The sequence below is a fragment of the Saccharibacillus sacchari genome (genome assembly GCF_037722395.1).
GTDB classification, from domain to species: domain Bacteria; phylum Bacillota; class Bacilli; order Paenibacillales; family Paenibacillaceae; genus Saccharibacillus; species Saccharibacillus sacchari_A.
In genome coordinates this window covers 49,737-63,237 of the sequence record NZ_JBBKAR010000058.1, presented here as the reverse complement: position 1 = coordinate 63,237, position 13,501 = coordinate 49,737, and the positions used below count along the sequence as shown (strand labels likewise).

Sequence of the window (13,501 nt, the reverse complement as noted above, 5' to 3'; positions counted from 1 at the left end):
CGTGTACGCAAACTCCGAAGGGGGCAGATTGAGCTGAATTTTCGTTCTCATCCAGGAACTTTTCCGAAGGCGTGCCGGGGCACGTCAAGGGAAAGTGACGTAGAGAAGGGCGAAAAGGCAGCTCAAGATGCACGTCGCCTGAGTTTGCGTACACGCCCTAGCAAAACTCTTAAAATGTGAGCAAAACGTCAACATTCGAATCCCGGTCACCCGGATCATCAATGTTCGTCGGAGGCGGAGCGGAGCGGACTGTCCGTTTCCGCCTCCGGTCTACCGGTTTACCGGTCGCCCGGTCAAGCGGCGGTCCAAGCGCAAACGGCTCGACCGATCCGGCGGTCGCCCGATTCGGCCGAGTCGAGCAGACCGTTCATCTGCCCGATAGATGCCGTTCCAAAAGGCTGCGGATTTCCCGAACCCGTTCCGGGTCGATCGGCGCCGAGGAAATCCCGCCGAAACGGGCCGCGGACCCGATATGGATACGGGTCGCGTTTGTCGCGTCCAAAAAAGGACGCAGATTTTCCGCCGTCAGGCCCGCGCCGGCGAGAATCTGCGGCGATGCGGTCAACAGCTCGGGCGCTTGCGAAGCGGCCGCAAGGTCGGATCGCGTTGACGGCGGCGCGAAGTCTTGCGACGCCGTCGATGGCGCAGACCGCGGTTGCGTAGGGAGAAGCGCTTGCGCTGCGCTTGACGGCGCGCCCACCGCTTGCGGCGAGCAGCGCAGCAGCTCGGCCAGCATGGCCGCTCCTTCGGGCGCGCTGGGCGCTCCGCCCGAAGTCAGGATGTCCGTGACCTGCGGGTACGCGGACAGCACTTCAAGCGCGCGCGGAAGGTTTTCCGCTTCGTCGAACGCGCGGTGAAACGTGAACGCGAAGCTTCGCCCCGCGTTCAGCAGTCCGTCCAGTGCGGACTCGTCGACCGTCCCTTCCGGCGTCAACACGCCGGTCACGACGTCGAGGCCGCCTACGGCGGCGATGCGGCGTATATCCCGCCGCATCTGTTCCTGTTCTTCTTCCGAGTAGACGAACCCGCCTCCCCGCGGCCGCACCATGACGCGGATCGGCAACCGAACGGCGCGGCGCATCTCCGCCGCCATCGACAGGTCCGGCGTGACGCCGCCGACCTGCGGATCGGCGATCCACTCGATCCGGTCCGCCCCTCCCCTTTCCGCAGCCACGGCATCCTCCGGCGTACAAGCAATCACTTCAAGCAGCATCGCGGTTCCTCCTTTGCCCTTATAGGGATCGAAAATGTATGTATTGCCTACATTGTAGCGTATAGGAAGCGTAAGAGCGAAAAGCGCTCGCAAATACACGCACGCAAACACGCGCACGCAAAAAGACCGCCGGAAAAAGCTGCCGGGCGGTCTGGTCTTGCTTACAAATAACTGCATATCCGAAAATATTCTCTCATCCTCCATACGAATCCAGGCAGTTACTCGACTTGCCTCGTTGCACGCGGCTTCCGCACCCAAAGCCAGCTTCAACCCCGTTCCCGCGACTCCGAAAGCGCCGGACGGAACCCCGCGCCCGGATGGTTTTCCGGCAAGCGGGCTATTCCTTCACCCAACAAACGCTCCCGCAACGTTCCCGCTTCGTATTCGCGCCGGAACAATCCGCGTTCTTGCAGCACCGGAACGGCCAGATCGACGAAATCGCGGTACGAATCCGGCAAGATATACGGCTCCAGATTGAACCCGTCCAGATCGGCGGCTTCCGTCCATTCGGCGATTCGGTCCGCCACGTCTTCCGGCGAACCGATCACGGTCAGCCCGCGGAATCCTTTTTGCAGGAAATCGTCCGCCACCTCGCGCACGGTTTTCCGCGTTTTGCTGTGCTTGGTAAAACGATCCGTATGCGTTTGCCCCATTTCCGTATGGATATTTTCGAAAAAGGAATCCGGGTCCAGCGCGTTCAGATCGATGCCCGTCACGCTCGCGTAACTCGCCAATGTCGCTTCGCGGCTCTGATACGACAAATACTCCGCATGCTTGCGTTCCGCTTCTTCGCGGGTCGGCGCGACGACGACGGATAAGCCCGTGAACACTTTGATCTGCCGCGGATCGCGTCCGGCTTCGGCCGCGCGGCGGCGAATATCCCGAATCTGCCCGGCCAGCACTTCGACCGTGGGCGCTTTTAGAAACACGCCTTCGGCATGTTTGGCCGCAAACGCCCGTCCGCGATCCGAGCTGCCCGCCTGGAAAATGACCGGCGTGCGCTGCGGCGACGGCGTCGAGGACAAGACTCCCGTCGAGCGGAAATATTTGCCTTCGTGACGCACCTGATGAACCTTGTCGGGATCGGCAAACGTGCGGTTTTCGCGGTCCAGCTTCACGGCATCGTCTTCCCAACTGCCTTCCCAGTATTTGTAGCTCACGTCCATATATTCGTCCGCACGGTCGTAACGCTCGTCGTGCGGGATCAAGTCGCCGCCTCCGAACAGATCGGCTGCCGTGGAACTGCTGGTCGTCACGACGTTCCAGCCGATCCGGCCGCGCGTCAAATGATCGAGCGTGGCAAAGCGGCGGGCATTCGCGTATGGCGCTTCGTAAGTGGTAGAGGTCGTCATCGTAAAAGCCAGATGCCGCGTCGAAGCGGCCAGCGCGGGAATCAGCAGCATCGGATCGTTCCCCGGCGTGCCGGACGCTTCGCGCAGCAGCAGCTCGCGCCCTTTTTTGGGATACCCGTACGAATCGGCGAAAAACATAAAATCGAACTTGCCGCGTTCCAAAATCCGCGCGATCTCGATCCAATACTCCAGATCGTTGTAGCGAACGCGTTCCTGACCCGGATGCGCCCAAATTCCTTGCGTCAAGTGGTTGATCCCGTTCACTTCGAACACGCCCAAATGGATCTGTTTCCGTGCCTTTTTGTCGACGTTCGTCATCCTGCATGCTCCTCTCGTGCTTCTTTTTTCGCTTTGCGGCGCAAGCCGGGACGACGCAGCGAGAATAGCCTTCCTCCGCCTGTGCGGCTTGTGCGCTCCTGCGGATCAAGCAGATCCCGCAGCCCGTCGCCCAGCAGATTGACCGCCAGTACCAGCACGATCAGCGCAAGCCCCGGAAACATCGTCATCCACCAGGAATTGTAGATAAATTGCTTGCCTTCGGACAGCAGATTGCCGAGGCTCGGCGTCGGAGCTGGAATGCCTGCCCCGAGAAAGCTCAGCGCCGCTTCCACGATGATCGCTTCGGCGAACACGAACGTGGCCTGCACCACCAATGCGGCTACCGTGGCAGGCAGGATATGGCGCCAGATCACGCGCGTATTCGACGCGCCCAGCGCTTTCGCGGCTTCCACGTACGTTTGCTCTTTCGCGACCAAAGCGGCGGAGCGCACGATTCGCGCAACGGCCGGAATAAACACGAACGACAGGCAAGCGATCAGATTGGCCACGCTCGGCCCGAGAGCCGCCACGATCGCGATCGCGAGCAGAATGGCCGGAAACGCGTAAATCGCGTCCATGACACGCATCAAGATCTGATCGAGCCGCCGATACATCGCCGCGTACAAGCCGATGACCAGCCCCAGCAGCGACGATACGATCGCCGTGCAAAAGCCGATCAACAAAGAAATCTGTGCTCCGTATAGCACTCGACTTAAAATATCCCGGCCCAGATTGTCCGTGCCGAGCGCGTGAACGCCTCCGGGCGGCGCGAGTCGGCCCAGGATATCTACATCCTGAGGCCCGTACCCCGCGATAATCGGCTTCAATGCCACCGCGGCCAAAGTCAGCAGCAGGAGCACCCCGCCTGCGACGATAGACGGATTCAGATGCAAGATGCCCGTAGAACCCGGGCGAGGCGCTCTTTTTTTATCCGTCCCGCTAACCGTTCGGCTGTTGGGAATATTAGATTTCGATCGCGACGAATCCATAGCGACGCGTTCAAAAGCGCCTTGTCCGATCCCCGGCGAATCCGATGCCGAGACAGAGGGCTTGTGCGAAAAATTCGAACGATCCGAAGCATCCGTCCGCTTCGAATGTTCAAAGCGGCCCGATGCTTCGATATGGCGTGATCCTTCGGTGCAGCGCGAGCCTAGCGTTTGCACCAAAGCCGCACTGCTGCGAAACCCCGCTTTTTCCGGCATATCGAAAATCAGCCTTTCGGAGTCTTTTTTGTCATTGACCTTGCCCATATCCGTACCTCCTTTCGCCAGGTTTATGCTTTTACCCCCGCAGCTTCACTCTCGGATCGACGACCGCGTACAGCAGATCGACGCTCAGATTGACCAGCACGTACATGCCTGCGATCACCAGCACCACGCCTTGCACGACCGCGTAATCGCGATGGGACACCGAACTGACGAGCAGTTGCCCCATGCCGGGAATATTGAAAATGGTCTCGACGATCGCGGCTCCGGCTACCAGCGTACCGAAAGTGCCTCCCACCACCGTCAAGATCGGGATCAACGCGTTGCGCAGCATATGCCGGTACAGGATACGCCCTTCGCGCACGCCTTTGGCCCGGGCGGTGCGAACGTAGTCCTGATTGCGCACTTCAAGCACGGACGCGCGCACCATCCGGGCGATCAGCGCGGACATCAAAACGCCGACGGACACCGCGGGCAGGATCAGATATTTTAGAAAATTGCCTAGACCGCTGCTCAAAGGCGCGTAACCGGAAACGGGCAGCCATTGCAGCTTGACCGAGAACAGCAGCACCAAAAACAGACTGAGCAGAAAGCCGGGAATCGTCATGCCGAGCAGCGAGTAAGCCGACAGCAGCCGATCCGCCCAACCCCCGCGATACCGCGCCGCATGGAGGCCGAAAGGTATCGCGATCGCCAACGCGAATACCTCGGCCACAACCGCCAGCGACAGCGTCGGACGCATATATTCGAGGATCGCTTCCGTTACGGGTTTGCGCAGCACGTACGAATCGCCCATATCGCCGCGCAGCGCCGAAAACGCCCAGTCGGCATATTGATTGAGCAGCGGCGCATTCAGCCCCATCTGCTCGCGGAGCTGCCGCACCGACGCTTCGTCCGCCCCTTCGCCCAGCATGACGCGCGCCGGATCGCCGGGGATCAGGTAGACGATCAGGAATACGATGACGGACATGATAAGCAGCGTGGGGATCAGGGCGCCGATACGTTTGAGCATGTAGACAGCCATTGGGTACCTCCTTTGTTGAGGGAAAAGATCCGGGATCGAGCGGAAAAGCAGTATGCGAATGTTGCGAGCGTCCATCATTTCAGAGCCAACGTCACCCAATAATATCGGAATGTTGCAGGAATCCATCATTTTTTCCTTATCCGCTGACATCTGATCGTTGATGCACGGTAATGATGGATTCTTGCAACAAATAGGCCGTAAACCGGTGCTTATCGACTTATTTGTTGGACGCCCGCAACACAAGATGCCTTCAATAGTTGTCAGACACCCGCAGACTAAGTTTTCCGAACGCTGTGATGCCGACTCAATTCTGCCTGATATTTCACCTCGCGAACCGGCAGTTTGATTGTTGTTCGGAATGTCTCATGCAGCCGCAATTTTTTTGAAAGCCGCCTCACTCATTCCTTCACGCTCGTATTCGCCAGGTTCGGGAAACCGCCGAGCAGGGTCAGGCCGTTCAGGTCGCTGCGGATCGCGGTGTATTTGTAAGTGTCCCCGATCTTCGCGGCGGCGAGGTATTCCCATTCGTAAGCTTGAAGTTCGTCGTTGGCTTGCTTGATGTTGTCTTCGCCGATCGCGGACGTGGCGGCTTTGAGCAATTCGGCCAGTCTGGCGTCGTCGGCAAAGCCGTAGGTCGGGTTGAGATAAAGCAGTTGCGACGGAGTCGAAGGAACGAGAAACGGTCCGAGATACAGATCCCAGGAGCCTTCTTCGCCGCGCTTGGTCAGCATGGTCGCGTAATCGTAGATGTCGACCTGCGTTTTGACGCCGATGCTTTCCAGTTGGGATTGCAGCATCAAGGTCGCGTTATAGAAGGTGCCGGTTTCTTTGGTCGTTAACAGCCGCACCGTTTGTCCGGCGTAGCCCGCTTCGTCCAGCAGTTGCTTGGCTTTGTCCGGATTTTTCTGGTTGTACGATTCGCTTCCGGCTTCGCTGTACCATTGGGCGTTTTCTTTGTACATATAACTCGGGTTGAGTCGGTACAGTTCAGGAGTGGACGCGACGGCGAGCAAAATCTGGTCCGCGTCGAGCACAGCCGTTACGGCTTGGCGGTATTTGACGTCGGCGAACAGCTCGGACTTTTTGTTGAATACCAGATTGAAGTCGGAAGACAGGTCTTTGATCAGCGTGATGTTCGGATCGTTTTCCACCTGCGGCAGCGTGTCCTGGTTGACGTCGACGGCATCGAATTCCCCGGCCAGGAACGAAGAGAAACGGGTCGCGTTATCGGTGGCAAGCGTGAAATAAACGTCCTGCACGAGCGCTTCTTTTTTGCCGGAAAAGCCCGATGCTTCAGCCGTTACCGCTTGGTAATCGTCGAATTTCGCCAGATGCACGTACTGATCGTTTTTCCATTCGACGAATTTGAACGGGCCGGTGCCGATATATTCGGTCACTCCGTCCGGCGCGGCCGCTTCGACGATTTCTTTGGGCATGATCGCGGCAAAGTTCAGCACGTGGCTCAATTGCGCCTGAATATCGTTTTTCGGATCGTTCAGCTCCAGCACGACCGTGTAATCGCCGTCTTCTTTGAACGAAGCTTCGCCGAACGAACTTTTGGCGCGCGGAGCGGTGTCTTTCCAGCGATTGAGCGACGCGGCAACGTCTGCGGCCGTCATCTCTTTGCCATTATGGAATTTGACGCCCTGACGCAGTCGGAACGTGTAGGTGCGGCCGTCTTCGCTGACGTCGAACGACTCGGCCAGCATCGGGATTGGCTCGTAATTTTCGTTAAAAGCGAACAGTCCTTCGAAAATATTGAGCACGACCGTCGCGTTGCTGCCGCCGAGCGACAGATGCGGATCGAGCGTCGGCAGACTTTGGCTCAACGGGTATTTGATCGTCGTCCCTTGCGCCGCGTTCGTCTCGGCAACAGGCGTCGACGCGGGATCGGCAGCGGTCGAAGCATCCTGCGGAGCGGCGGCGGTTCCCGTCGTATCGGGTCCGTCCGAGCAGGCGGCCGTGAAAGCGAGCAGCAGTGCCGCCAGCGTAAGGCCGATCGTTTGACGGTAAGATTTCATGTTACGTTCCTCCTTCGGATTCGGCGGTTGGACCGGTCGGTGTCGCAGTCGTACTCGTTTGTTTTTAAAGTTGCGGTTCGTAAGCGGCTATCGTATGCACGCGGTGCGCCAATACGCCGCCCGCAGCCAGCGCCGTCGCGGCGAGCACGGCTTCGGCGGCCTGGGCGAGCGTGGCTCCCGTGTCGCGCAACCGGCGGGTGAATATCTCGATGCTGTACGCGCTCCCCGTCACGTGGGCCGAAGCGGTCGCCACCAGCAGCTTTTCTTGCGCGGTCAGACGGTTGGGGCGAAGGGTCGTCTCCACATAGTCGAAAAAGGCGGCATACGCTTCCGGCGCGGCAGGTTCCAACCGGCCGATCTGCTCAAGCGCCGAACGCGGATACAGATCGTCTCCCGGCACGAATTCTTGCTCGTACGCGTTCAAGGCGTTCACGCTGGCATAAAAAGCGGAATGCGCATTGACCGCAGCCGCCACCGTGGACGCTTCGAACAATTCTTCTTGCGAAATGCCGAGTGTTTTGGCTTTGCGCACATGGGCTTCGATGCAATACGGGCAGCCGGTGATATGGGCCGCGGCGACGGCGATCAGTTCTTTGATTCTCACGCTCAATTCCCGGTCGGCGAACACCGCGTTATTGAAAGCGCCGAAAGCCTGAAGGGCTTCCGGATTGGCAGCCGCGAAAGCGGCGGAAAAAGACGGCGAACGGCGGACGTACAAACTTTCGTTGGACATAAATGGACAATCTCCTCTCCCCGATCATTTTATCTGGTATTCCACTTGATTTAGTCGGGTATATGTCTGTTATAATAGTGCAAATCACAGTTTACGTATAATTGAAAAACCTAAAGACGCAATTTAATATTTTTAAATTGATAAGGTTATGCTTGCCGTATAGGTGTCGAAAGCTGCTGAATTTAGGAAAAGGGAGGCGCAGGCATGGAGATCCGTTTAATCAAAACGTTCCACACGATCGTCAAGCTCGGCAGCTTCCAAAAAGCGGCCGAATCGCTACAATATTCGCAGCCGACCGTGACCGTCCAGATCAAAAAGCTGGAAGACGAACTGGGCTTCAAGCTGTTTGACCGCGGCAAAACGATCACGCTGACCAGCGCGGGACGCTTGTTCAACAAACGCGCCGAAGCGCTGCTGCGCGAATACGAAGCGATGAACACCGCGATCAGCGACTTCGTGTCCGGCGACGCCGGCATCGTGCGCATCGGCGCTTCCGAGCCGTCGGCCAGCAATCGGCTGCCGGGCATTTTGGCTTCGTTTACCGCGCGCAAACCGAAAACGCAGCTTCAGATCAAGATCGGCACGTCGAAAGACCTGATCCGCATGCTGCTCGAAGACGAGATCGATATCGCGCTGTGCAATCAACCGGAATCGCATATCGAGCTGGACTTTTCGCCGCTCGTGTACGAAAAACTGGTACTGCTGCTTCCTGCCGGGCATCGGCTGGAACGATTGGAATCGGTGCGCCTGGGCGAATTGCGCGAAGAAAAGTTCCTGTTCACGCCGGGCACCTGCCCGTTCCGCATTCGGATCGAGACGCTAATCGCCGGGCATATCGGCACGCTGCGCGAACAGCCTGTCGAGATCGCGGGCATCACGGCGATCAAATATTTCGTGCAAGCGGGGCTAGGCATCGCGCTCGCTCCGGCGGTTGCGGTGTCTCCTCCTCTTCCCGGCACGGTAGTCGTGCCTTTGGAAGGTTTATCGGAAGGGCCCGTGCTCGGTCTGCTGACCCGGCGCGGCGGACCGGCTCCGGCGCGTATTACCGAAGAATTGCTGGAAGAGATCGGACGCAGCGTGGCCGAAAGCGCGTTGCCCGTTTGAACAGAAGGGCGGGCCGGAAGCGTATCTTGGAACTAACGGCACGCGTCTTGGTCTGCCTGTCCGACCTATGCCGCTTCCGGCGGAGTTTGCGTACATGCCTTTTTGCGCCGGCCGATTTACTTTTTTTAAACCGTCTCTTTCGCTTTTTCAATTGTACAATCGCCTCTCGCTCCGTTATCGTTGGTCGTATTTCATCGCCTATACGGAAAGGGGAACGACCATGAGCCAACTTCATCTCGGCGTGTTCGATATTTTGACGCCTAATCAAATGACCCAGGGATTGTGGGCGCATCCGCGCAACGAATCGCATCGCTACAACACGCTGCCGCTATGGATCGAGATCGCGAAGCTACTGGAACGCGGCAAGTTCGATTTTATCTTTTTTGCCGATTCCTACGGGTATCCGGACAATAACGCGGAGCTTGCGCTGCGCGAAGCCGTGTATGCCCCGGTCGCCGATCCCATGCTGCTCCTGTCCGCGCTTGCCGCCTCGACCACGCATCTGGGCTTCGTCACCACGGCTTCGCCGACGTTCGAGCAGCCGTTCGCCAACGCCCGACGCTTCTCCACGCTCGATCATTTGAGCGAAGGTCGGATCGGCTGGAATGTGGTTGCCGCCGGCGGGACCAGCGCGGCCAAAGCGTTCGGACGCGAAGATACGCTGGGACACTCCGAACGCTACGATCAGGCCGACGAGTTTTTGGAAGCCAGCTACAAACTGCTTGAAGGAAGCTGGCAGGACGACGCGGTCGTTCGCGACAAGGAAAAGCGCTTGTTCGCCGATGCTTCCAAAGTCCATGTCGTCCGGCACGAAGGCCGGTATTTCAAGCTTGAGGCTTCGCATGCGTGCGAGCCTTCGCCGCAGCGGACGCCGGTGCTGTTCCAGGCGGGAAGCTCGGAGCGGGGGCGCGACTTCGCGGCCAAACATGCCGAAGGCGTGTTCCTCAAAGCGCCGACGCAGGAAGCTTTGCGCGATCAGGTCGCGGATATCCGACGCCGCGCCGAAGCGCACGGGCGCGACCCGCGCGATATCAAGATTTTCTCCGGCTTGTCCGCGATCGTGGGCAGGAGCCGCGAAGAAGCGCAGCAAAAAGAAGCCGAGTATCGCGCGTACCGCAGCCGCGAAGCCGCTTTGCTTACCTACGCGAATGCGACCGGCATCGATCTGGATGCGCTCGACCCCGATGCTCCGTTCACAGGCATATCCACGGAGCGCGGACGTTCGCACACCGAGCGGTATACCCGCCATTCCGGCAGCGTGCAGACGGTTCGCCAAGTCGCGGATAATTTCGCCGACAAAGAATTCCGCGGCATTCGATTGGTCGGCACGCCCGAGGAAATCGCGGACGGTATGCAAGAATGGGCGGAAGCGACCGGCATCGACGGCTTCAACCTGGAACGGTATCTGCTGACCGATACGTTGCGCGATTTCGTCGATATGGTCGTGCCGGTGTTGCAGGAACGCGGTCTGTTCCGGCGCGAGTACGAAGAAAGCACGCTGCGGGAGCGGCTGTTCGGCGCCGGAAATCGCCGATTGCCCGACCGCCATCCGGGCGCGGCGTTCCGCAACCTTGCGGAAACGGATAAAGCGCGCTGATTTTTGCAAAAGTGAACAAACGGAAAAATATTGCTCAAAGATATACAAAAAGGACTGCCCCGCAGCCGGATGGCGGCTGGGAAACAGTCCTTTTTTGCGAACAGGAACGCTTGCTCAAATAAATGCGGATATACAGTTATTTTCTTCGATTTTAGTCATTTTTAAAAAATAAGCGCAAATATACAGTTAATTCGCCGTCTTCACGCTGATTTGCGCTTTTTCTCTCCAAATAAATGGATATGCGCATCTATTTCGATTGCCGGGAAAAAGAAGCCTGAAATAATTGCACATCTGCACTTAATCGACGAACCCCCTTGCATACTCTAATCCTCAACGCTGCCCTACGTCTACCCCCTGATCCGCTTAACGGAACTCCGGCGGGATTCTCCGCGCTACGCCGGTTTTCATCGCGGCTTTGACGACGGCGTCGCGGATACGGTCGACGACCTTGTCGTTGAACACGCTCGGGATGATGTATTGTTCGTTCAGCTCGTCGTCTTCGACGACGGACGCGATCGCTTGGGCGGCGGCGACTTTCATCGCTTCGTTGATGACGCTGGCGCGGCAGTCCAGAGCGCCGCGGAACATGCCGGGGAAGCACAGCACGTTGTTGATCTGGTTCGGGAAATCGCTGCGCCCCGTCGCCAGCACGCGGACATGGGCTTCCGCCAATTCGGGATCGATCTCCGGGTCGGGATTCGCCATCGCGAACACGATCGGATCGGATGCCATCGACTTGATATGATCCAGCGTCAGCAGATTCGGACGGGACACGCCGATAAAGACGTCCGCGCCCTGGATGACCTGTTCCAACTGCCCGGTTTCCCCGTTGGGATTACAGTTGTCCGCGATCCATTCCCACATCGGATTGTCGTATTTGTCCGCCTTGTGCAGCGCGCCGCAATGATCGACCGCGATCACGTTGTGCGCGCCTGCGGACAGCAGCATTTTGATGCACGCCGACCCTGCCGCACCGACGCCGAGAAGCACGATTTTGGCGTCCTCCAATTTTTTCCCGACGATGCTCAGTGCATTCAGCAATCCCGCCAACACGACCACTGCCGTTCCGTGCTGATCGTCGTGGAACACCGGAATATCGAGTTCCTCCGCCAATCTGCGCTCGATCTCGAAGCAGCGCGGCGAGCCGATATCTTCCAGATTGATGCCGCCGAACGCAGGGGCAATCAATTTGATCGTGCGAATGATTTCTTCGGTGTCCTTCGTGTCGAGACAGATCGGGAACGCGTCGACGCCGGCGAACTGCTTGAACAGCATCGCTTTGCCTTCCATAACCGGCATGGCCGCTCTCGGTCCGATATCTCCAAGTCCCAGCACGGCCGTTCCGTCAGAGACCACGGCTACGGTATTGCGTTTGATCGTCAGCGTAAAAGCTTTCTGAGGATCTTCATGGATCGCACGGCATACCTTGGCAACGCCCGGCGTATAAACGTGGGACAGATCCTCGCGGTTTTTGACCGGTGTTTTGGACCGGATCTCGATCTTGCCGCCCAAATGCGCCAAAAACGTACGGTCCGATACGTTGACGATCGTCACGCCCGGCAGCGCCTCGACCGCCTCAAGTACCGCTTCACGCATTTTTTCGGGCAAATTGACGGTCAGGTCGCGGATGGTATGTTCGGGACTGGCATGAATCACGTCGATCGCGACGACATCGCCGCCGCCGTCTCCGATCGCTCCCGCCACTTCGCCGAACGTGACCTGTCTCTTATCCATTTGCAAACGTATAATCATGCTCGTTCCAAGGGCCATCGTCTACCTCCTGAGGATACGGAATAGGGAAAAGGCACAAGACCTCGCCCGCTAACTGATAACGCTTACATCTAAATCCGCCATTATTATAGCATAACTGCGTGTTCTCCGCTCGCGACCGCTTTTGGCGAACCTATCCGTTCTGTGCGCCGAAGCTGCTGCGGGAAAAGATTAACGCACTGACAGGATTATGTATTAGTTTGTTAACTCAAGGCTCACCTCCTCTCGTCATGTTATAATAGGAGAGACAGAGAGAGCACCTAAATAGATAAATAAAGCCACAGAAGAAATAGCGAACGCGCGACGATCCAAAATACTTGTCGCGACATCCGCATCCGGAGGGAAACGCATATGGAGAGAAGCATTATCTTTTTCGACCTTGACGGTACACTCCTGAACGACGAAAAGCAGGTCAACGAATCAACCCGCGAAGCGATCGCCTCACTGAAAAAACAAGGCCACATCGTGGCAATCGCAACAGGCCGAGCGCCTTTCTTTTTTGATCATATCCGCGAAGAACTGGGCATCGACACGTATGTTAGCTATAACGGATCGTATGTCGTCCTTGAAGGCGAAGTCCTGTTCACGAATCCGCTCAACGCGGACGCCCTGCAAAAACTGACCGATATCGCGATGCAAAACGAGCACGCCGTCGTCTACATGGACCACGAAGACATGCGCGCCAATGTACCCGACAATGAACGCGTATCGGAAAGTATCGGCACATTGAATATCGGTACTCTGCCCACGCACGATCCGTCGTACCACAAAGATCGTTTTATTTATCAATCCCTGCTTTTCTGCGCGGAAGGCGAAGAGAAACCTTACGAATCGCTGGTCAGCGCTTTCGATTTCGTTCGCTGGCATCCGTTTTCCGTTGACGTTCTTCCGGCAGGAGGCAGCAAGTTCAAAGGCATCGGCAAAATCACGGAGAAACTCGGCATTCCGCCGGAGCGCCAATATGCGTTCGGCGACGCGCTCAACGATCTTCAGATGTTACAAGGAATTCCAAACAGCGTTGCCATGGGCAGCGGAATGCAAGAAGCCAAAGACGCGGCCAAGTGGGTCACCACTTCCAATAACGAAGACGGCATCGCGCACGGGCTGAAACTGGCCGGACTGCTCTAAATTAAAATCACGTGATAAAAAGAAACGAGGGCGCAA

10 protein-coding genes are annotated in these 13,501 nt (G+C 57.7%); 3 read left to right on the top strand and 7 right to left on the bottom strand.

All coding sequences use genetic code 11. The annotated features are described in order from the left end of the window. Positions 1-367: 367 nt before the first annotated feature. The 6 genes from WKI47_RS24455 to WKI47_RS24430 all read right to left on the bottom strand — a co-directional run bounded on the left by WKI47_RS24455 (position 368) and on the right by WKI47_RS24430 (position 7,866). The gene (locus WKI47_RS24455) at positions 368-1,213 is read right to left on the bottom strand and encodes a copper homeostasis protein CutC (RefSeq protein WP_340229816.1); all 846 of its coding nucleotides are present in this window, start codon (positions 1,211-1,213) and stop codon (positions 368-370) included. Between the two features lie 266 nt (positions 1,214-1,479). Continuing rightward, positions 1,480-2,883, bottom strand: a complete 1,404-nt coding sequence (locus WKI47_RS24450; protein ID WP_340229815.1) for an LLM class flavin-dependent oxidoreductase — start codon at positions 2,881-2,883, stop codon at positions 1,480-1,482. Beyond that, positions 2,880-4,133: an ABC transporter permease gene (locus WKI47_RS24445; protein WP_340229814.1), complete on the bottom strand. Its 1,254-nt coding sequence runs from the start codon at positions 4,131-4,133 to the stop codon at positions 2,880-2,882. The genes WKI47_RS24450 and WKI47_RS24445 overlap by 4 nt, the downstream gene beginning before the upstream one ends. A gap of 31 nt (positions 4,134-4,164) precedes the next feature. Further along, positions 4,165-5,112: an ABC transporter permease gene (locus WKI47_RS24440; RefSeq protein ID WP_340229813.1), complete on the bottom strand. Its 948-nt coding sequence runs from the start codon at positions 5,110-5,112 to the stop codon at positions 4,165-4,167. 398 nt (positions 5,113-5,510) lie between these two features. Next, complete coding sequence (locus WKI47_RS24435) at positions 5,511-7,133, bottom strand: ABC transporter substrate-binding protein (RefSeq protein WP_340229812.1); 1,623 nt, start codon at positions 7,131-7,133, stop codon at positions 5,511-5,513. 64 nt (positions 7,134-7,197) lie between these two features. Beyond that, positions 7,198-7,866: a carboxymuconolactone decarboxylase family protein gene (locus tag WKI47_RS24430; RefSeq protein WP_340229811.1), complete on the bottom strand. Its 669-nt coding sequence runs from the start codon at positions 7,864-7,866 to the stop codon at positions 7,198-7,200. Between the two features lie 204 nt (positions 7,867-8,070). On the opposite strand from WKI47_RS24430, the gene WKI47_RS24425 reads away from it, so the two are divergent. Both WKI47_RS24425 and WKI47_RS24420 read left to right on the top strand, forming a co-directional pair. Further along, the gene (locus WKI47_RS24425) at positions 8,071-8,970 is read left to right on the top strand and encodes a LysR family transcriptional regulator (RefSeq protein WP_340229810.1); all 900 of its coding nucleotides are present in this window, start codon (positions 8,071-8,073) and stop codon (positions 8,968-8,970) included. Between the two features lie 220 nt (positions 8,971-9,190). Then, the gene (locus WKI47_RS24420) at positions 9,191-10,567 is read left to right on the top strand and encodes an LLM class flavin-dependent oxidoreductase (protein WP_340229809.1); all 1,377 of its coding nucleotides are present in this window, start codon (positions 9,191-9,193) and stop codon (positions 10,565-10,567) included. A 363-nt stretch (positions 10,568-10,930) separates the two neighbouring features. Here WKI47_RS24420 and WKI47_RS24415 read toward each other — a convergent pair whose 3' ends face one another. Beyond that, entirely contained in the window at positions 10,931-12,337 is a 1,407-nt protein-coding gene (locus WKI47_RS24415; protein ID WP_340229808.1) for an NAD-dependent malic enzyme, read from the bottom strand. 351 nt (positions 12,338-12,688) lie between these two features. Here WKI47_RS24415 and WKI47_RS24410 point away from each other — a divergent pair, with 351 nt between their 5' ends. After that, positions 12,689-13,465: a Cof-type HAD-IIB family hydrolase gene (locus WKI47_RS24410; protein WP_340229807.1), complete on the top strand. Its 777-nt coding sequence runs from the start codon at positions 12,689-12,691 to the stop codon at positions 13,463-13,465. The last annotated feature ends 36 nt before the right edge of the window (positions 13,466-13,501 follow it).

Coding starts and splice junctions, on each gene's coding strand:
- WKI47_RS24455 (WP_340229816.1), bottom strand. CDS start 1,213: ATGCTGCTTGAAGTGATTGCTTGTACGCCGGAGGATGCCGTGGCTGCG.
- WKI47_RS24450 (WP_340229815.1), bottom strand. CDS start 2,883: ATGACGAACGTCGACAAAAAGGCACGGAAACAGATCCATTTGGGCGTG.
- WKI47_RS24445 (WP_340229814.1), bottom strand. CDS start 4,133: ATGGGCAAGGTCAATGACAAAAAAGACTCCGAAAGGCTGATTTTCGAT.
- WKI47_RS24440 (WP_340229813.1), bottom strand. CDS start 5,112: ATGGCTGTCTACATGCTCAAACGTATCGGCGCCCTGATCCCCACGCTG.
- WKI47_RS24435 (WP_340229812.1), bottom strand. CDS start 7,133: ATGAAATCTTACCGTCAAACGATCGGCCTTACGCTGGCGGCACTGCTG.
- WKI47_RS24430 (WP_340229811.1), bottom strand. CDS start 7,866: ATGTCCAACGAAAGTTTGTACGTCCGCCGTTCGCCGTCTTTTTCCGCC.
- WKI47_RS24425 (WP_340229810.1), top strand. CDS start 8,071: ATGGAGATCCGTTTAATCAAAACGTTCCACACGATCGTCAAGCTCGGC.
- WKI47_RS24420 (WP_340229809.1), top strand. CDS start 9,191: ATGAGCCAACTTCATCTCGGCGTGTTCGATATTTTGACGCCTAATCAA.
- WKI47_RS24415 (WP_340229808.1), bottom strand. CDS start 12,337: ATGGCCCTTGGAACGAGCATGATTATACGTTTGCAAATGGATAAGAGA.
- WKI47_RS24410 (WP_340229807.1), top strand. CDS start 12,689: ATGGAGAGAAGCATTATCTTTTTCGACCTTGACGGTACACTCCTGAAC.